The 19,119-nt window shown below is 69.0% G+C and carries 13 protein-coding genes; 9 read left to right on the forward strand and 4 right to left on the reverse strand.

Going from position 1 to position 19,119, the window contains the following annotated elements:
* Positions 1-183 precede the first annotated feature (183 nt).
* Together fliD and HWX76_RS25170 are read left to right on the forward strand one after the other, a co-directional pair.
* Positions 184-1,599: a flagellar filament capping protein FliD gene (gene fliD / locus HWX76_RS25165; protein ID WP_176016512.1), complete on the forward strand. Its 1,416-nt coding sequence runs from the start codon at positions 184-186 to the stop codon at positions 1,597-1,599.
* Positions 1,600-1,628: 29 nt separating this feature from the next.
* Positions 1,629-1,925: a flagellar protein FliT gene (locus HWX76_RS25170; protein WP_050015963.1), complete on the forward strand. Its 297-nt coding sequence runs from the start codon at positions 1,629-1,631 to the stop codon at positions 1,923-1,925.
* Between the two features lie 240 nt (positions 1,926-2,165).
* Here HWX76_RS25170 and HWX76_RS25175 read toward each other — a convergent pair whose 3' ends face one another.
* From HWX76_RS25175 to HWX76_RS25185, 3 genes are all read right to left on the reverse strand, one after another.
* Positions 2,166-4,652, reverse strand: a complete 2,487-nt coding sequence (locus tag HWX76_RS25175) for a tetratricopeptide repeat protein (protein ID WP_176016513.1) — start codon at positions 4,650-4,652, stop codon at positions 2,166-2,168.
* Positions 4,649-6,847, reverse strand: coding sequence for a tetratricopeptide repeat protein (locus tag HWX76_RS25180; RefSeq protein ID WP_176016557.1), 2,199 nt, complete (start codon positions 6,845-6,847; stop codon positions 4,649-4,651). The genes HWX76_RS25175 and HWX76_RS25180 overlap by 4 nt, the downstream gene beginning before the upstream one ends.
* 241 nt (positions 6,848-7,088) lie before the next feature.
* A complete protein-coding gene (locus tag HWX76_RS25185) occupies positions 7,089-8,876 on the reverse strand; it encodes a tetratricopeptide repeat protein (RefSeq protein WP_176016514.1) in 1,788 nt (595 codons plus the stop codon).
* On the opposite strand from HWX76_RS25185, the gene HWX76_RS25190 reads away from it, so the two are divergent.
* From HWX76_RS25190 to HWX76_RS25220, 7 genes are all read left to right on the forward strand, one after another.
* Positions 8,875-9,138: a hypothetical protein gene (locus HWX76_RS25190; protein ID WP_060733872.1), complete on the forward strand. Its 264-nt coding sequence runs from the start codon at positions 8,875-8,877 to the stop codon at positions 9,136-9,138. The genes HWX76_RS25185 and HWX76_RS25190 overlap by 2 nt on opposite strands.
* Positions 9,139-9,282: 144 nt before the next feature.
* On the forward strand, positions 9,283-10,068 hold the full coding sequence (locus tag HWX76_RS25195) for a class I SAM-dependent methyltransferase (RefSeq protein ID WP_059561588.1): 786 nt from the start codon (positions 9,283-9,285) through the stop codon (positions 10,066-10,068).
* Complete coding sequence (locus HWX76_RS25200) at positions 10,065-11,450, forward strand: FAD-binding oxidoreductase (RefSeq protein WP_176016515.1); 1,386 nt, start codon at positions 10,065-10,067, stop codon at positions 11,448-11,450. Before HWX76_RS25195 ends, HWX76_RS25200 begins: the two co-directional genes overlap by 4 nt.
* A complete protein-coding gene (locus HWX76_RS25205) occupies positions 11,447-12,169 on the forward strand; it encodes a WbqC family protein (RefSeq protein ID WP_176016516.1) in 723 nt (240 codons plus the stop codon). The genes HWX76_RS25200 and HWX76_RS25205 overlap by 4 nt, the downstream gene beginning before the upstream one ends.
* A gap of 10 nt (positions 12,170-12,179) precedes the next feature.
* Entirely contained in the window at positions 12,180-12,827 is a 648-nt protein-coding gene (locus HWX76_RS25210) for a class I SAM-dependent methyltransferase (protein ID WP_050015944.1), read from the forward strand.
* Between the two features lie 57 nt (positions 12,828-12,884).
* Positions 12,885-14,042, forward strand: a complete 1,158-nt coding sequence (gene rffA / locus HWX76_RS25215) for a dTDP-4-amino-4,6-dideoxygalactose transaminase (RefSeq protein ID WP_050015942.1) — start codon at positions 12,885-12,887, stop codon at positions 14,040-14,042.
* Between the two features lie 2 nt (positions 14,043-14,044).
* The gene (locus HWX76_RS25220) at positions 14,045-17,413 is read left to right on the forward strand and encodes a glycosyltransferase (RefSeq protein ID WP_176016517.1); all 3,369 of its coding nucleotides are present in this window, start codon (positions 14,045-14,047) and stop codon (positions 17,411-17,413) included.
* A gap of 70 nt (positions 17,414-17,483) precedes the next feature.
* Here HWX76_RS25220 and HWX76_RS25225 read toward each other — a convergent pair whose 3' ends face one another.
* Complete coding sequence (locus HWX76_RS25225; protein ID WP_050015939.1) at positions 17,484-18,992, reverse strand: TIGR04222 domain-containing membrane protein; 1,509 nt, start codon at positions 18,990-18,992, stop codon at positions 17,484-17,486.
* Positions 18,993-19,119 lie beyond the last annotated feature (127 nt).

The raw sequence follows: 19,119 nt of genomic DNA on the forward strand, positions 1-19,119 counted from the left end.
CCCGCGGCGGGCCACGTGCCCGCCCGCCTCCGGGCACGGCGGCGTCGCCATGCGACGCATCGCGACGCCGCCGAAACCGCCCGGACCGGAATTCTCCAGGGAGGCACGCCTCCCTCTTTGCATTGAACCGCGGCGCCCCGCCGCATCGCGCACGTTGATTGCGCGGACGACCGGAGCAACGGCATGGCCACCACCCCCGTCAGCAGCACGGACATCAGCACCATCCTGGCGAATGCAGGTCAATCGATCATCAGCGGCGCGACAAATTCGACGCTCGACGTCAATACGCTCGTCACGACGCTGGTGAACGCGAAGACGGCCGGGCAATTGCAGGCCCTGCAGACCCGACAGACGAACGACAATACGCAGCTGTCCGCGATCGGCCAGCTGAAGGGCGCGCTGTCCGCGCTGCAGACCGCGCTCACCGGCCTCTCGGACGGCACCGCGCTCGGCAGCCTGGCCGCGACGGCGAGCGGCACGGGCATCGCGACGACGATCAAGAGCGGCAGCGGCGCGGTGGCCGGTTCGTATTCGGTCAATGTCACGCAGCTCGCGACCGCCAACAAACTGTCGTCGGCCGGCGTGACGTCGGCGGACACGATCTCGGCCGGCTCGCTGAGCATCACGTTCGGCAGCAATCCCGCGTTCAACGTCAACGTGGCGGCCGGCGCGTCGCTGTCCGACATCGCGTCGTCGATCAACTCCGCGTCCGGCAATGCCGGCGTCACCGCGTCGGTCATCACAGGTTCGGACGGCCAGCATCTCGTGATGCAGTCGAACGCCACCGGCGCGGCCAACACGATCTCGATCACGGGCACCGGCGTCAATTCGAAACTGACGTCGGGGTACACGACGGTCACGCCGGCCGCCGACGCGAAGCTGACGATCGACGGCACGCCGGTGTCGAGCGCGTCGAACAACGTGTCGGGCGCGCTGACGGGCGTCACGCTGGCGCTGTCGCAAGCCGCGGTCGGCACGACGCAAACCGTCACGCTGTCGCAGGACACGGCCGCGGCGACGACCGCGATCAACAATTTCGCGACCGCGTATACCAACTTCGTGAATACCGCGAAATCGCTGTCGAGCTACGACGCGACGGCGAACACCGCCGGCCCGCTGCTCGGCGACGCGATGCTGAACACGATCAGGAGCACGCTCGCGACGACGCTCAGCAGCGGCGTCACGACGGGCGGCACGACCTATGCGCTCGGCAGCATCGGCATCAACGTGGACTCGACCGGCGCGATGTCGGTCGACACCGCCGCGCTGACCACCGCGCTCAAGTCGAACGGCTCCGCGGTGACGGCGATCTTCAACCAGACGAACGGCATCGCCCAGGCGCTCAATGCGAACATCAACTCGTACACGCAGACGTCCGGCCTGATCGACCAGCGCACCAACGCGATCAACGCCGATCTGAAGAGTGTGCAGGGTCAGGCGACGCAGCTGCAGAGCTACTCGGACCAGTTGACCAAGCAATACAATGCGCAGTTCACCGCGCTGAACACGCTGATGGCGACGATGGCGAACAACACCCGCTACCTGACCCAGCTGTTCGGCGGCCAGAACAGCGCCGGCGCGATGGCCAACAACAAGTAAGCCTCGGCCGCCCCCTTCGGAGCAGAACCATGACGAACGACACCCTGTCCCGCGCCTTCGACCTGACCCGTGCCATGCAGTCGGCGGCGGACGCACGCGACTGGGTGCGCGTCGCGGCACTCGTCGACGAACGCTCGCCGCTGCTGATGAACCTGTCCGGCGAGCAGACCCCGGACGTGCTGGACCAGGTGCGGCAGATCATGGCGATCGACGCGTCGATCACCGAGCATGCGCAGACGGACCGAGACCGCCTGGCTGCGGAATTTGCACAGTCCCGGGAGCGGATCAAGGCCGCGAGCCAGTACCAGAAGGCCGGCATGCTGTGACCGGCCGGGCGTGTCGCCCGCCGCGCACGTCGAATTAAAAGACGCCGCCAGTCGAGCGGCCCGTTGTCGCCGTACCGTCGAGCCGCTTCAATGCGGCTTTTTTTCGCCGGCAGGCGGGAACGCGAGCCGGATCGCACCGGCTACGCCCGCGTCGCCCGCTCGACGGCCGCGTCGATCATCTCGGGCGGCCGGCCCGACGATGCGCGAGCGCGGCTTCCTGCCGTGGCGCGATCCCGTTCGTCACGCATCCCGGGGCGCCGTCTCGCCGGCCGCGTAGCGGGTCCACATGCCGTGCAGCGCGTCCTCGAGGTTGCGTGCGAAGCGCGACGCGTCGCACAGCGGCGACGCCAGCGCGCGCTCGCGCAGGGTTGCACGCAGCGTCGCCAGCCCGTCGCGGTCGCGCGCGAACGCGACGGCCTTCGCGAGGTACGCATCCTCGTCTTCCGCGATCCAGTCGCCCATGCCCGCCGCGTGCAGCAGGCTCTCGCAAATATGCGTGACGAACCGGCTGCCCTTCATCCCGAGCACCGGCACGCCCATCCACAGCGCTTCGGCCGTGGTCGTGCCGCCCGGGTACGGGAACGGGCTCAGCGCGACGTCGATGCGGTTATATGCGCCGAAGTATTCCGCGCGCGGCGAACCGCCTTCGAGAATCAGCCGATCCGCGCCGATGCCGTGCCGCGCGAAGCGGTCGAGCGTCGCCCGGTTCACGTCGCCGGCGCCGAGTTCATGGGCCTTCAGCAGCAGGCGTGCGTCCGGCAGCGCGTGCAGGATGCGCGACCACAGCGCGACGACCTCGTCGCTGATCTTGATCAGCTTGCCGAAGCAGCCGAACGTGACGCCGCCATGAGCCGCCATCGGCAGCGGGCCGACCGCGACATCGTACGGCGGCGGCGTGAAGCACAGGTAGCTGTCCGGCAGCCGCCACGGCCGCTCGGTGAAGTGATGCGCCTCGTCGGCCGGCAGCGTATGCGCATCGCCGATGAAATAGTCGATCGCGCGGCAACCGGTCGTCGCGAAGAAACCGAGCCAGCTCGCCTGCACCGGCGCGGGCTTGTGCCCGAAGATCGGCAGGCCGCTCCAGTTGGTATGGCCTGCCATATCGATCAGGATGTCGATGCCGTCGTCGCGAATCAGTTGCGCGGCCTCCTCGCGGCCCAGGCTGACCAGCTTCTTCCAGCTCGCGAAGTTCGGCCTGAGCCGCGCGGTCACGTCGTCCTCGCCGACGAAGGTCACATAGGCATGCGGCTCGATGCGCGACCGGTCGATCCGCGCAAGCACGCTTTCAAGGAAGATGCCGACCGGGTGCTGCCGCAGGTCGCCCGACACGAAGCCGACGCGCAGCGGCCGCCCCTGCGCCTGCGCGACGCGCTGCGCGCGGTCGTGCTCGAACGGGTGCGCGTCGCGCTCGAGATGCTCGCCGTAGCGACGCGCTTCAGCGACCCACTCCTGCGGCTCGAACGCGGGTGAGCTCGACATGTTGAACAGCATCCGCGAGTACGCGCGATGCAGGTCGTGCCGGATCGCCGAGCGGAACGCATCCAGCGCGCCGGCGAGATCCCCTTTCGCCCACAGGATGTCGCCGAGCGTCATCTGGACCTTCAGCGGATCGATGCCGAGCGCCCTCGCGATCTCGGTGTGCTTCATCGCCTCGTCGAGCTTCTCGAGCCGAAACAGCGCGGCGGCGAGGTTGTGATGCGCGTCGGCATCGTCCGGGTTCAGGTCGATCGCATGCCGGTGGCTCAACTCCGCGGCGGCCAGCAAGTTGAGGTTGTGATACGCGAAGCCCAGGAAGTTGTATGCGTCGGCCAGTTCGGGATCGAGCTCGATCGCACGCCGGCACACCTGCACCGCCTGCCCGTATTCGCCCTGCTGGTTGCGCAAATCGCCGAGCCACGCCCATGCCTGTGCATGCGCGGGGTCGATCGCGACCGCCTGCTCGAGCAGTTCGAGCGCCTTGTCGAAATCGCCGATGCGCTGCAGCAACCTTGCCAGCACGCAGTGCGCGTCTGCGTCGCCCGGATCGAGCCCCTCGCGCGCATGGTCGATCGCGCCGTGCAGATCGCCGGCCGCGCGCAGCGTCGCGCTCAGCCCCCGGTGCGCGACACGGAAGCCCGGTTGCAGCGCGATGGCGCGACGATAGGCATCCGCGGCAGCGTCGAATTTCTCCTGCGCATGCAGCGCGTTGCCGAGATTGCAGTACGCATCCGCGTACTGCGGCTGGTGCGCGACGGCCTTGGCGTAGCTCGCGGCCGCCGCTTCGTGCTCGCCCAGGTCCTGCAGCGCATTGCCGAGGTTGTTGTACGCCTCCGCATAACCGGGGCGCAGCTCGATCGCGCGCGCGCAGCTCTGCATCGCGGCCGCCGGCTCGCGCGCGTCGCGCAACGCGTTGCCGAGGTTGTTGTGCGCCTCCGGATAGTCCGGTCGCAGCCCCACCGCGCGCCGGTAGTGCACGATCGCGTCGTCGAGCCGGCCGCTTTCGCGCAGCATGTTGCCCAGGTTGTTGAAGTACGACGCATCCGGCCGCTCGACGAGCGATTGCTCCATCAGCGCGAGCCCCGCGTCGTACTGCTTCAGCTGGCACGCGAGCAGCCCGAGGAAATGCAGTGCATCCGGCTGGCCCGGCTGCGCAGTGAGGATCGCGTCGTACAGTGTCTTCGCTTCCGCGAGACGCCCCGCCTGATGATGCGCCAGCGCGGACTGCAGCGTGTCGTGGATATCGTTCATGCTTCCTGCTCCGAGTTCGTATAGCGTTGCCACATGGCGAGGAACGCCGCTTCGAGATGCGCCGCGAACCGGCGCGCGTCGCACAACGGCGACGCGAGCAGCTGCGCACGCAGGCTCGCGCGCAGCGCCGCGAGGCGCTCGCGATCGTGCACCGCCGCGATCGCCTTCGCGACATAGCTGTCCTCGCCGTCAGCGACCCATTCGCCCATGCCCGCCGCGTGCAGCACGCTTTCGCAGATGTGCGTGACAAAGCGCCCGCCCTTCATGCCGAGCACCGGCACACCCATCCACAGCGCTTCGGCCGTGGTCGTGCCGCCCGGGTACGGGAACGGGCTCAGCGCGACGTCGATGCGGCTATATGCGCCGAAGTATTCCGCGCGCGGCGAACCGCCCTCGAGGATCAGCCGGTCCGCGTCGATGCCATGCCGCGCGAAGCGCGCGGCGGTCGCGTCGCGCACGCCCTCGCGACCGAGTTCGTGCGCCTTGAGCAGCAGCCGCGCGTTCGGCAGCGCGTGCAGGATGCGCGACCACGCGCGCACGACGTCGTCGCCGATCTTCACGAGCTGGCCGAAGCAACCTAACGTCGGATGGCCGCTCGCCGCCATCGGCAGCGGGCCGACTTCGACGTCGCAGGCCGGCGGCGTGAAGCACAGGAAGCTGTCCGGCAGCCGCCACGGCTTCTCGACGAAGTGATGCGCTTCGGCGTCCGGCAGCGTGTAGCGGTCGCCGATGAAGTAGTCGATCGCGTCGCAGCCGGTCGACGCGAAGAAACCGAGCCAGCTCGCCTGCACCGGCGCGGGTTTCCAGCCGAACACGGGGAGTCCGCTCGATTGCGTATGGCCCGCGAGGTCGACGAGGACGTCGATTTCGTCGTCGTGAATCATCCGCGCGGCCAGGTCAGGACCCAGCGCGGCGATCGAGCGCCAGCCGTTCGCGTGCGGCTTCAGTTTCGCGGTGATCGCGTCCTCCTCGTCCGTGGTCACGTACACGCGCAGGTCGATGCGCGTGCGCTCGAGGTGCGCGAGCACGCTTTCCAGGAAGATCCCGACCGGGTGCAGGCGCAGGTCGCCGGACACGAAGCCGACGCGCAGCGGCCGCCCTTGCGCGCGCGCGGCCCGCTCGCGCGGATCGTGCGCATGGCGCGTCGAACGCGCGGCCAGGTGCCGGCCGTAGCGCCGCGCGTCGGCCAGATAGTCGGCGGGGTTCACGCAAGCGGACGCCGCCGCGCTGAACAGCAGCCGGTTCAGCACGGTCGCCGCCACGTCGTCGGCGTCGTCGCGCACCAGCGCGAGCGCGTCGCGATAGGCCTGGACCGCGGCATCGACGTTGCCCTGCGCGCGCAGGATGTCGCCGAGATTGACGTGCATCAACACGGCCGGCGGACCGGCCTGCAACGCCTGCCGGCAATACACGAGCGCCTCGTCGAGCCGCTGCAGCTTCAACAGCACGACGGACAGGTTGTGGCACGCGCCGGCGTCCGCCGGATTGAGCGTGACGGCCGTGCGATGGCACGCTTGCGCATCCTCGAGCCGGTTCAGTCCGTGATACGCGTTGCCCGCGTGGTTATGTGCTTCAGCGAGGTTCGGCGCGAGCCGGATCGCGTCCTGCGCATGCGCGAGCGCTTCCGCGCAGCGCAGTTGCTTGTGACGCACGGCGCTCAGGTTCGCGTGGGCCATCGCCATCGACGCATCCAGCTCGATCGCGCGGCCGTAATGCGTGGCGGCGCCATCGAGGTCGCCCAGATCCTGCAGCGCATTGCCGAGGTTGTTGTACGCCTGCGCATAACCGGGGCGCAGCTCGATCGCGCGCGCGCAGCTCTGCATCGCGGCCGCCGGCTCGCGTGCGTCGCGCAATGCGTTGCCGAGGTTGTTGTGCGCCTCCGGATAGTCCGGCCGCAGCGCCACCGCGCGCCGATAGTGCGCGATCGCGTCGTCGAGCCGGCCGCTTTCGCGCAGCATGTTGCCCAGGTTGTTGAAGTACGACGCGTCCGGCCGCGCGACGAGCGATTGCTCCATCAGCGCAAGCCCCGCGTCGTACTGCTTCAGCTGGCACGCCAGCAGCCCGAGGAAATGCAGCGCATCCGGCTGGCCCGGCTGCGCGGTGAGGATCGCGTCGTACAGCGTCTTCGCTTCCGCGAGACGCCCCGCCTGATGATGCGCGAGCGCCGCCTGCAATGCCTGTCCTGTTCCGTCCATCTCGTCTGCTTTGCTCATTAGGAATGCGGATCGTGTCCGAAGCCGATCCGCCTGCCGCCGTGTCCGATCATCACGGCCGACGCCGCCATCCCATCGCGTGCCATCCCGACGACGGTGTCGCGCACGCGCCACCGGTCGGAATGACGATCACGTCGGCCGGCGCGGTGTTCGGCGCGAGGGCCGCCATGTTCCGCTTGCCGCCACCATGGAAATGCCCACGCACGTCAAGTCGTAGGCGGCCTCACACGGATGCGACCGGCGCGGCTTCGACGTGCTGCGCCCACATGCCGTGCAGTGCGTCCTCGAAGTGGCGCGCGAAGCGGGGCGCGTCGCACAGCGGCGACGCGAGCACCTGCGCGCGCAGCGTCGTGCGCAGCGCCGCCAGCTCGGCCGGCTGGCCAACCTGCGCGACGGCCTTCGCGACATACGCGGCGTCGTCGTCCGCGATCCACTCGGGCAGCCGCGCCGAATGCAGCAGGCTCTCGGCGATGTGCGACAGGAAGCGCTCGCCGCGCCGGCACAGCACGGGCACGCCCATCCACAGCGCTTCGGCGGTCGTCGTGCCGCCCGGATACGGGAACGGGCTCAGCATCAGGTCGACACGCCGGTACGCGGCCAGGTATTCGGCGCGCGGCGAGCGGCCTTCGAGGATCAGGCGCTGCGCGCCGATGCCGTGCGCCGCGAAGCGCGCGGCAAGCGCCTGCTGCTCGCGCGGATCGTCGAGATGCTCGGCCTTCACGAACAGCTTCGCGCCCGCGACCGATTGCAGCACGCGCGACCAGACCGCGACGACATGATCGGTAATCTTCGCGAGCTTGCCGAAATAGCCGAAGGTCGGATGGCCGTTCGCGAGCATCGGCAGCGCGCCGACGTCGACAGGCTCGGCCGGCGGCGTGAAGCACAGATAGCTGTCCGGCAGGTGCCACGGCCGCTCGGTGAAATGCGCGGCCTCGGCGGGCGGCAGCACGTGACGGTCGCCGATCACGTAGTCGATCGCGCCCACGCCGGTGCTCGCGAAATAACCGGGCCAGCTCGCCTGCAGCGGCGCGGGCTTCCACGCGAACAGCGGCAGGCGGTTGTAGACCGTGTGGCCCGCCGCGTCGAGCAGCACGTCGATGCGGTCCGCGCGGACACGCGCAGCCGCCGCTTCGTCGCTCAGGCCGGCGATGCTGGTCCATGTCGAGAAGGCCGGCTTGATGCGGGCGGTCACGTCGTCCTCGACGTCGCGCGTCGGGTACGCATGCATCTCGATCCGGTTCGCGTCGAGATGCTTCAGCATGCTCTCGATGAAATAGCCGACCGGATGCGACTTCAGGTCGCCCGACACGATGCCGACCTTCAGCGGCCGCCCGACCCGGGGAGCCAGGTCGACGAGCCAGTCCGTCCACGGCGTCGCGCACCGCGTGACGAGTTCGTCGTAGCGCGCGGCCTCGGCGAGATAGGCGTCGTGGTCGAACGCTTCGCTGAAGTGGCTCGCGAACAGCAGGTTGCTGCGCGGCTCCGGCAGTTCGGGGCGCAGCGCGACCGCGTGCCGGTAAGCCTCGAGCGCGGCCGGAATCTCGTTCAGATCGAACAGCGCATTCGCAACGTTGTTGTAGGCCTGGCCGTTGTCCGGCTTCAGCGCAATGGCCTGGCAGAACGCATCGACGGCCGCGCGCGCGTCGCCGGCGAGCCGCAGCGCGTTGCCGAGGTTGTTGTACGCATCGACGTAGTCGGGTCGCAGCTCTATGGCGAGACGGAAGCACTCGGCGGCGGCGGCGTGACGGTTGTCCGCCTGCATCACGTTGCCGAGGTTGTAGTAGTACATCGCGTCCGGCCGGATCTCGATCGCCGCCATGATCAGGTCGGATGCCTCCTGATAGCGCCCGTACTGATGGCCGATCAGGCCGAGGAGGTGAAGCGCGTCCGCGTGCCGGGGATCGGTGTCGAGGATCTGCCGGTACAGCGTCTCGGCCTCTTCCAGCCGGTCGGCCTGATGGTGCGCCAGCGCCTGTTCGATCGTGGCGGCGGCGGGGGAGGTGGGCATCATGAGCTTTGTCGTCCTGGTAGCCAATACGGGATTCGAATCGCGGCCGGCACCGCTGCGTCGGCACACGCCTTCGCCCGCGGACGCACGCACCGACGGTCTCCGACGTGTCCGAATTCTCCACGCGCTCGCCGCGTTCCAATTTGGCGAGCAGGTGCTGGAATTGGTCGCTATTCCCGCGACTGCACGCCGCCCCCTCGGGCGCCCCGAATTCGCGCCGGACACGCGCGCATCCATCGAAATGCGGGGTGAAACCACCCGCTAATCCGACATTCGATCCTGGCGGCGCTCGCTAGACTTGATCGTAGAAAGATGTCCGACCTGCGACGCTCGGACGGTTGCGCATTCCGATGCCACCGCGCCGACACGCGCTCGTCCGGTCACACCCTTTGCGCTTGGAGCCCTGTGTATGCACGAATCAGCGATCATCACCAACGCAGATGGCGATCAGCTCGCGGCGCGCCGCGAACTGTTCGACCTGATGCAGACCTACCCCGCGACGCGCGAGGAACTGGAACGGTCGCTCGGCCTGTTCGTGCGCGGCTCGCTCCTCGCACGCATTCTCGCGACCTTCGAGATTTATCAAAAAATCGTGCCGCTGCCGGGCGCGATCCTCGATCTCGGCACGTGGCGCGGGCAGACCGCCGTGCTGTGCGAGAACTTCCGCGCGATTCTCGAGCCGCTGAACTTCCAGCGCCGGATCCACGCATTCGATACGTTCACGGGCTACACGGGCTTCGCCGAGCACGACACCCGCGACCGCAAGCTGTTCTCCGACGGCACGTACTCGCTGTCCGGCGAGTACGCCGACCTGCTGCGCAAGCTGCTGAACCTGCACGAGCGCAGCAACGCGATGGGACACGTGCATGACAAGCACCACGTGTGGGAAGGCGACTGCCGCGACACGCTGGCGGCGTTCGGCGAAGCGCATCCCGGCGAGATGGTCGCGCTCGCGTGGTTCGACCTGAACGTGATCGAGCCGACCCGGCACGCGTTCGACGCGGTGATGGAGCGGCTGGTGCCCGGCGGCGTCGTCGCGTTCTGGCAGCTCACCCGCGGCGGCCAGCTGCCCGCGGAAGGCGTCCATTACCTGCGCGACCTGCTCGGCAACCGTCCGCACCAGATCCACAAGGCGGCGGCCTATCCGTCGCTCTGCTACCTGTCATTCCCCGAAGGTGGGGGCACACGCAAATGAAAATCGCCATCCTCGGCAACGGCATTCTCGGCCTGATGACGGCCCGCGCATGGCAGCAGGCCGACGCGGGCGTCGAGCTCGTGATCGTCGGCCACGCGCATCGGCCCGGCTCGGCCACGCGCGCTGCGGCGGCGATGCTCAATTCGTTCACCGAGCTGGAAGGCGATTCGCTCGGCACGCCGATCGACCGCTTCAAGTTCGAGCTGAGCCGCGGCGCGACGGCGGCCTGGCCCGCCGTATTCGCTGAAATCTGCACGCCGGCGCGCGCGGTCGCGCACGGCTTCGGCACCTTCGTGCTGAACAACGCGGCGACCGACGCGCTCGACGACGAGAACTTCGCGGCCATGCAGCGGTTCTGCCGCGAATTCGAGGAGCCCTGCGAGGCGGTCGATCCGTCAGGCATCCCGAACTATCATCCGGACCCGCGCTATCGCGCGCTGAAGGCGGTCTTCCTGAAGCGCGAAGGCTGGGTCAATCCCAAACAGTTTCTCGACGCGCTGACCGCGTCGGTCGCGCAAGCCGGCAACGTGCGCTTCATCGACGCCGAGGTCGAGCGGCTCGACACCGCGGCCGGACGCGTCACCGGGGCGCGCCTGTCCGATGGCAGCGTGCTCGGCGCGGACCGCTTCATCCTCTGCAACGGCGCCAACGTGACGCGCGTGCTGCAGGCGAGCCTGCCCGAGCTGCCGGTGCAGCGGATGTTCTACGGCATCGGCATGTCGATCGAACTGCAGAGCACGGAGAACGTGCACACGCACTGCGTGCGCACGACCAACCGCGGCCTCGCGTGCGGTGTGTATTCGGCGCCGTACGGGCCCGACCGGACCCTCGTCGGCGCCAGCAACTACATCAGCCCGGTGCCGCACGAGCACGGCCACGCCGGCAGCGCGTACACGCTGCTCAAGTCCGCGATGGACCAGATCAACACCCGCTTCTCGCGCGCGAACCTGGTCAACGTCAACGTCGGCTGGCGACCGACGACGTCCGACCTGTATCCGCTGTTCGGCGAAACGAGCGTGCGCGACCTGTGGATTCTCGGCGGCACCAAGCGCGACGGCTTCCACCTGTCGCCGGTGCTGAGCCGCGATCTCGTCGCGGCGATGCGCGGCGAGCCGATCGATCCGCGCTACGCGGAACTCGCGCCAGAACGCCCGCTGATCCGCAACATGACGCGCGAGGCGGCGATCGCGAAGACGGTACGCCATCAGATCAATGCCGCGTACCAGCACGACTTCGTGCCGGCGCGCAACCGCATGGTCGAACAGCTCCGGAACGCGATGCGCGCGGACCTGGAGGCGCTGCACGACAAGCTGGGCGCAACGGACTGGGGCATTCCGCCCGAGCTCGTCGACATGTACCGGTACGGCCACATTCCGGCATGAGCGGTGCGACCATGAACCGCGACGCGAAGCGGGTGGCGATCGTCCAGTCCAACTACATTCCGTGGAAGGGCTACTTCGACCTGATCGCCGCCAGCGACGAGTTCATCCTCTACGACGACGCGCAGTACACGCGCCGCGACTGGCGCAACCGCAACCAGATCAAGACGCCGCAGGGCGTGCAATGGCTGAGCGTGCCGGTGAAGGTGAAGGGCAAGTATCACCAGTCGATCCGCGAAACCGAGATCGACGGCGCCGACTGGGCGCCGCTGCACTGGAAGGCCCTGCAGCAGAACTACGCGCGCGCGCCGCACTTCGCGCGCTATGCGGACGAGCTCGAAGCGCTCTACACCGGTCGCACCTACGGGATGCTGAGCGAGCTGAATGTCGCGATGCTGACGTGGGTCCTGCGGCAACTGGAAATCGGCACGCGCGTGTCGTCGACGTCGGACTATGCGCTCCACGGCGACCGCACCGAGAAACTGCTGAACCTGTGCGTGCAGGCGGGCGCGACCGAGTACCTGTCCGGCCCGGCCGCGCGCAGCTACCTCGACGAGAACCTGTTCGCCGATGCCGGCGTCGCGGTGCGCTGGTTCGACTACCCGACCTATCCCGAGTATCCGCAGCAGTGGGGCGACTTCGTCCACGGCGTGACCGTGCTCGACGTGCTGTTCAACTGCGGTCCCGACGCGCGTCGGTACGCGCTGACCTCGAAAGACTGAGGCGATGTCCATGAGCGAATCCCGGCATGCGAGCCTGCTGGAAGAAGTGGCCGCGTACTACAGCGCGCGGCTGGCCGAGCACGGCGCGACCGCGCGCGGCGTCGACTGGAACGGCGAAACCGGCCAGTTCCTGCGCTTCGAACAACTGACGAAGATCCTGCCCGAGTCCGGCGGCCACTCGGTGAACGATATCGGCTGCGGCTACGGCGCGCTGGTCGATTTCCTGAAGGCGCGTGCGCTGCCGGACGGCTTCGCGTATGCGGGCTACGACATCTCGTCCGACATGGTCGACGCCGCGCGGCAGCGCTATCGCGACGACGCGAACGTCGCGTTTCATGTCGGCGCGGTGCCGCAGGCCGCGTCGGACTACGGGATCGCATCCGGCATCTTCAACGTCAGGCGCGGTCACGGCGACGACGCATGGCTCGACTACATCCACGCAACGCTCGACACGCTGCACGCGACGAGCCGACTGGGCTTCGCGTTCAACTGCCTGACGTCGTATTCCGATCCGCCGTTCATGCGCCCGGACCTCCTGTACTACGCGGACCCGTGCGCGCTGTTCGATCGCTGCAAGCGCCGCTATTCGCGCCACGTCGCGCTGCTGCACGACTACGGCCTGTACGAATTCACGATTCTCGTCCGCAAGGACATCTGAGCGGCGCCGCGCGCGAGTCGCGCGGCCGAACGTCCCCCCTTACTGCGGAGCCTGACCATGTTCGGCCCACCCAATCTCGACGTCATTCCGTTCGGCCGCCCGTTCGTGGTCGGCAAGGAGCTCTACTACATCGCGAAAGCGGTCGAGCAGGGCGGCCTCGCCGGCGACCAGGCGTTCACGAAGCTCTGCCACCGCTGGCTGGAAGCGCGCATCGGCTGCCAGCGCGCGCTGCTCACGCACTCGTGCACGGCCGCGCTCGAGATGGCCGCGATCCTCGCCGACGTGCAGCCCGGCGACGAAGTGATCATGCCGTCCTACACGTTCGTGTCGACCGCCAACGCGTTCGTGCTGCGCGGCGCGACGCCGGTGTTCGTCGACATCCGCCGCGACACGCTGAACCTTGACGAGACGCAGATCGCCGCCGCGATCACCCAGCGCACGCGCGCGATCGTGCCGGTGCACTACGCGGGCGTCGCATGCGACATGGACGTGATCGGGCAGCTCGCGGCGGACCACGACCTGTGGGTGATCGAGGACGCCGCTCAGGCGCTGCAGTCGTCGTGGAACGGCAAGCCGCTCGGCAGTCTCGGCCACCTCGCGTGCCTCAGCTTCCACGAGACCAAGAACGTGATCTCGGGCGAAGGCGGCGCGCTGCTGGTCAACGACCCACGCCTCGTCGAGCGCGCGGAAATCATCCGCGAGAAGGGCACCAACCGCAGTCAGTTCTTCCGCGGGCAGGTGGACAAGTACACATGGGTCGACGTCGGCTCGTCGTTCCTGCCGGGCGAGCTGATCGCGGCGTTCCTGTACGCGCAGTTCGAGCACGCCGACGTGATCACCGCGCAGCGGCGCGCGACCGTGCAGCGCTACCAGGACGCGCTGCGGCCGCTGCACGCGGACGGGCTGATCGAGCTGCCCGCGATTTCGCTCGCCGAGCGCGGCAACGGCCACATGTTCTATTTCCTCGCACGCACCCTCGCCGAACGCACCGAGTTGCTGCAGCAGATCCGCGCGGTGGGCGTGAACGCGGTGTTCCACTACGTGCCGCTGCACAGTTCGCCGGCCGGCCAGCGCTACGGGCGCTGCGGGTCCGGCATGGCGGTGACGGACCTCGTCGCCGACCGGCTCGTCCGGCTGCCGCTTTACCACGACATGACCGAAGCCGAACAGGATCGCATCCTCGACGTGGTCTTCGATTTCTACCGCACCCGATAACGATGACGACTCCCAAACTTGGCCTGGCGCACGGCGGTTCGCGCATTTTTACGCGACTCGGCCACCCGTACTACATCCTCGCGCCGAATTTCCGGCAAACCTCCGGCGGGATCCGCGCGATGCACTACCTGTGCCACGTGCTGAACCTGCTCGGCCACGAAGCGTACGTCTGCACGCCGGTCGTGCATCCTGACCTGCGCACGCCGCCGCTGACCGACGACATCGTGCAAGCGCACGCCCGCGCGAATCGCAGCCCGATCGTCGTCTACCCGGACGTCGTCACCGGCAATCCGTTCAACGCGCGCTGCGTCGTACGCTACCTGCTGGCCGAGCCCGGCCGCATCAACGGCGAACCGATCACCCTGCAGCCGAACGACCTCATCTTCACGTTCGGGCCGTCGCTGGTGCCCGAAGAATGGCAGGCGGACCTGCTGCGCATGCCGCTGGTCGACACGCGCATCTTCAACAGCGACGGTGTCGACGACGCCCGCCGCAACGGCACGGCCGTCTTCATCAATCGCCACCTGCGGCGCGGCGGCACGCTGCATCCGGTCACCGCCGAGTCGATCGAAATCTCGACCCGCGTGCCGGAACGTTCGGCGCACGAACTCGCGGCGCTGTTCCGACAGGTCGAGTGCGTGTACATGTACGAATGGTCCACCGCCGTGTTCGAAGCGCTGCTGTGCGGCTGCCCGGTCGTGTGCATCATGAATGACGCGTCGCTGTCGGAGCCGACCCGGTGGGTGATGGACGGCAAGGGCATCGCGTGGGGGCTCGACGAACACGAGATCGCCCACGCGAAGGCCACCGTTCACGAAGCGCGCAGCGTCTACCTGAAGGAAGAGGAGGCGTTCTGGCAGCAGTTGCAGAACTTCGTCGAGCGGACCCAGGCCCACGCGGACACGCTGGATGCGCAGGCCTTCGCGACGGGCGCCGCCGCCCAGGGACGGCCCGCGTCCGCGCCGCGCTCGTGCATCGCGGTCGTCACCGCCGAGCCGGCCGACCACGCGCGCACCAGCATGCGCTTCGCGCAGCCGTTCGCGCGGCTGGACCGCGAATGGGCGCTGACGTTCCCTGTCACGCCAGCCGGCATCGATCCCGACGCGCTGCAGCGCGCTGACCTGATCGTGCTGCAGGGCGACACGCCGGGCCTGCTGTCTCCCGCCACGCTGGAACACCTGTTTTCGCTCGGCAAGCCGGTCGTCCTCGAGATCGACACGCCGCTCGACACGCTGCTCGCCGACATCCCCGGCGCGGCCGACAACGCGCGCCGCAAGGCGGGCATCCGCAGCGCCGTGCAGCGCGCGCATGCGCTCGTCGTGCCGTCGGAAGCGCTGGCGCGGCAGTACCGTCATGTCAACGCATCGGTCCACGTGCTGCCGACCGGCGTCGATCTCGAGCGTCTGCACCGCGCGGCGCCCGGCGTGCGCGACCACGTGAACCTCGCGGTTTCCGGCACCGGTCTCGACGACGTGCGTCTCGAGCAGGTCCGCCAGGCGCTGGTCGAGCTCCGCCGCCGGTTTCCGGGGAAGCTCCGGGTATCGTTCGTCGGTGCGGCGCTGCCGGCCGGCTGGGACCGCGAACCGGACGTCACGCTGATCGCGGAGCCTGCCCCTTACGACAGCTACGCCGACGCGCTGAAGCGCGCGGACCTCGACATCGCGCTGGTCGCGGCGCCGGTCAAATTGCACGACGACGCGCCGCCGCGCGCATGGCTCGAATGCTCGGCGGCCGGCGCGGCCACGGTGCTCGTCGCCACGCCGGCGGAAGGCTGCCCGGTTGTCCACGGCCGCACGGGCTGGCTCGTCGCCGACACCGCCGACGCGTGGGTCGACGCGATCGCGCACCTGATCGAGCATCCGCAAACCCGCGCGCAACTCGCCGCGGCCGCGCAGGATGCGATCCGTGCGCAGCACGACATCGGCCGCAACGCCGCGCGCCACGGCGTGCTGTACGCGCGGCTGCTCGCGGAGAACCGGACGCTGGCGCCCGTCGCCGCGACGGCGGACGCCGCACCGCGCCGCAAGCGCCTGATCGTGTACTCGATCGATCCGGACGCGTGCGCGTCATCGCGAATTCGCCTCACGCTGCCGTTCGGTCTGCTGAACGACGAATGGGAACTCGTCCCGGGCATCCGGGACGGCCAGATCGACAGCAGCGTGCTGGCCACGGCCGACGCCATCCTGCTGCACCGGCTGACGCCCGGCATGCTGACGGGCAACGACCTGTACACGATCTTCAAGCATGAAAAGCCGGTGATCTACGAGACCGACGACCTGCTGACCGACCTGCCGGCCGCGCATCCGCTCGCCACGCAAGGCGGGATGGCCCGCGCGGGGATCGAGCTCGTGCTGCGCAACGCGGACGCCGTGATCGTATCCACGCCGTTCATCGCCAGCCGCTACCGGCTGTCGCACCCGCGCGTTCACGTGCTGCCCGACAGCGTGGACTTCGACCGGTTCTACCGCCCCGTGACGGCGCGCGGCGACGACTGCGTGACGATCGGCATCGCCGGCGCGTCGCTGCGCGCCGACAACTTCGCGCTGGTCGACGCGGCGCTGCACGCGATCTGCGCACGCCATCCCGGCAAGGTCAAGGTGAGTTTCGTCGGCGCGGACGTCCCGCCAGGCTGGGCCGGCCACCCGGCCGCCGGGTGCGAGCCCGAGCTTCACGACTACGACGCGCACGCACGACGCCTGCCGGAACGGCGCTGGGACGTCGCGCTGCTGCCGCTCGCCGACCACGACTACAACGCCGGCACGAGCACGATCCAGTGGCAGGAATACGCGGCGGCCGGCATCGCGTCGATCGTCAGCGACCGGCCAGCCTATCGCCTCGCGCTGCACGACGGCTGCGACGGCCTGCTGGTCCCGGACGAACCGCAGGCCTGGGTCGACGCGCTCGATCGGCTGATCGCGAACCCGGCGCTGCGCCGCGGGCTCGCGCGCACGGCGCAGGCGAAGGTCCGCAAGCATCACGCGCTGCAGCAGGCGCTGCCGCGCTATCGCCATGTGTATCAGCAGTGCATCGACAAAGGCGCGGTCGGCAACCCGCCCGGCCGGCCGGATGCGCCGATCCCCGGCGCGCTGATCCTGGACGCCGAAGGCGACCTCGACAAGGTCCGGCTGAGCCTGCAGGAAATCGCAAGGCGGCCGGAACAGGATCTGCTGGCGGTCGTGGTGACCTCGTCGCAGGCGCCGCTGCCCGAATGGACCGACAAGGTGCGCTATCTGCACGCGCCCGAGCACGAGTACACGGCCACCGTCGAGCAAGTCTGCGCACTGCCGGCGTTCGACTGGACGCTGATCGTCGAGGCGGGGGACGGGCGCGCTGCGCAGGCACGAACGCCTGCGGATGCCGCGATCGCGTAGTTCGACGCGCGCCGTGCCGCTTGCCTGACGCTGGCGACCCGGCGCGCTGTTCCGGCAGCGCGCCCTGTGCTCAGCTGCTTGAACAGCCGCCGCAACTGCTTGAGCTGCATGAGCTCGACGAACTGCAGCTCGACGACGAGTCACTCGAACTGTAGGACGAACCGGTCGATCCGCCCGCCCGCGCGGCGGTCGGCGTCAACGGCGGCGGCTCCATCAGCACCATCGAATACGCGGCCCATGCGGTGCCGGTCAGCGCGCCCGCGCCGAACAGCGCGGCGGTCCACAGCAACGCGTCCGGCCGGTCGTGTTCGTCGCTGCGCACAATCCGTCGGGCGACGAGCGACGCCTGCCCGCCGACCGTCAGGCCGGGCCGCCCGAACCCGGTCAGCCGCCCCACGACGATGCGGTATGCAATCGCGAACGCCGCCATGCAGATCACGAGTAACAAGACCGGCCGTCCGCGACTCAGCCCGACCACCAGTTTCGCCGCGCCCGTGCCGAGCACCCCCAGCGCGATCGCGCGGGCCATGCGCGCCGTCCGCATGTCGCCCGGCGCCCAGAAACAGCCACGCGCGCGCAACGATTTCGCCTGCTCGGCAGCGCGACGCGCCAGCAACTGACGGAACGCGCCGAAGCTGGCCTCCCCCTCAGGCTGCCCGGCCAGCCATTCACATTCGTCCCCGTATTCGCCCGCCCGTGTCGCATCGACGAGCCGCACGCGCCCGCCCAGTCGCCCGGCCATCGCCAGCTCGATCGCGCCGGCGTGAACGAGCGACAGCGTCGCGACCTGCACGACCCGCGACTCGTCGCCGGCGAGGTACGCGGCCTGCTCGACCGTCAGGTCCGACGAGAATGCGCGCCTGCGCCGGCACCGGTATTCGATCTGTTGCGCAAGCCCGATCAACAGCAGCGCGGCCACGCAGGCCGGGATGTAGAACGCGAGAAACTGCGGCCCCGTGTAGTTCAGCACGTCGAAGTCTTGCGCCGATGCGCAGGTCGCGGCGACGCTCGCGGCGGCCGCCGGCCACGCGAGTTTCGGCAGCCGGTTGCGCCACGTGCTCCGCGTCGGCGCGAGGGCCGGCTCGTCTGCCTGCGGCGGCACCGCTTCGGCCGGCCGGTCAACGGGGCGCGGCCAGATCGATTCCGGCGGCTCATAGCCGAACAGCCGGCGGTAGCTGTCGAGCGTGTCGCGATAGCGCTGCGCGTACACCGCGCCCTCGTCCGGCGCGCCCGTGGCGGGCATGTGATGCAGTCGCGCACGCAGCACGCCGGCGCAGAAGACGTCCCAGTATTCGAGCGTGTACTGCAGGTGGAAATGCCACGCGGCATCGACCGCGACCGACGGCGTGACCGGGTGCCCGGCCGCCTGCGCGAGAAACGCGAAACGCTTGTACTCCTCGATCACGGCCAGCGCGTGCGCATGCGACCAGCCTTCGGCTTCGGCAAGGCGGCGGCTGTATGGCAGCGGCGCGTGCGGATCGTCGGGAGAATAGGTGTTCAGACGCGCGAGCAGCGCCTGCTGCGCATCGGTCAGCGCGCAGGCAGCGACTGCGGTCGGGGTGGACGGAATGGCAGCCATCGGAGTCGGCGCGATGCGCGGACGGCCGCCGCGATCGACGCTTGGAGTTGTCGTTGCGGGCGATTCTCGCACAATGGAAAGGCGGGGGAATAGCGGGGGAAATGACGGCGCGATACCGTGCGGTGAC

The sequence above is a fragment of the Burkholderia sp. BCC0398 genome (genome assembly GCF_902833245.1).
Lineage (GTDB): Bacteria > Pseudomonadota > Gammaproteobacteria > Burkholderiales > Burkholderiaceae > Burkholderia > Burkholderia sola.

Excerpts from the sequence above, each read along its gene's own strand:
- HWX76_RS25170 (WP_050015963.1), top strand. The coding sequence starts at position 1,629 with ATGACGAACGACACCCTGTCCCGCGCCTTCGACCTGACCCGTGCCATG.
- HWX76_RS25220 (WP_176016517.1), top strand. The coding sequence starts at position 14,045 with ATGACGACTCCCAAACTTGGCCTGGCGCACGGCGGTTCGCGCATTTTT.
- HWX76_RS25210 (WP_050015944.1), top strand. The coding sequence starts at position 12,180 with ATGAGCGAATCCCGGCATGCGAGCCTGCTGGAAGAAGTGGCCGCGTAC.
- HWX76_RS25195 (WP_059561588.1), top strand. The coding sequence starts at position 9,283 with ATGCACGAATCAGCGATCATCACCAACGCAGATGGCGATCAGCTCGCG.
- HWX76_RS25225 (WP_050015939.1), bottom strand. The coding sequence starts at position 18,992 with ATGGCTGCCATTCCGTCCACCCCGACCGCAGTCGCTGCCTGCGCGCTG.
- HWX76_RS25180 (WP_176016557.1), bottom strand. The coding sequence starts at position 6,847 with ATGGACGGAACAGGACAGGCATTGCAGGCGGCGCTCGCGCATCATCAG.
- HWX76_RS25190 (WP_060733872.1), top strand. The coding sequence starts at position 8,875 with ATGAGCTTTGTCGTCCTGGTAGCCAATACGGGATTCGAATCGCGGCCG.
- fliD (WP_176016512.1), top strand. The coding sequence starts at position 184 with ATGGCCACCACCCCCGTCAGCAGCACGGACATCAGCACCATCCTGGCG.
- HWX76_RS25200 (WP_176016515.1), top strand. The coding sequence starts at position 10,065 with ATGAAAATCGCCATCCTCGGCAACGGCATTCTCGGCCTGATGACGGCC.
- rffA (WP_050015942.1), top strand. The coding sequence starts at position 12,885 with ATGTTCGGCCCACCCAATCTCGACGTCATTCCGTTCGGCCGCCCGTTC.
- HWX76_RS25175 (WP_176016513.1), bottom strand. The coding sequence starts at position 4,652 with ATGAACGATATCCACGACACGCTGCAGTCCGCGCTGGCGCATCATCAG.
- HWX76_RS25205 (WP_176016516.1), top strand. The coding sequence starts at position 11,447 with ATGAGCGGTGCGACCATGAACCGCGACGCGAAGCGGGTGGCGATCGTC.
- HWX76_RS25185 (WP_176016514.1), bottom strand. The coding sequence starts at position 8,876 with ATGATGCCCACCTCCCCCGCCGCCGCCACGATCGAACAGGCGCTGGCG.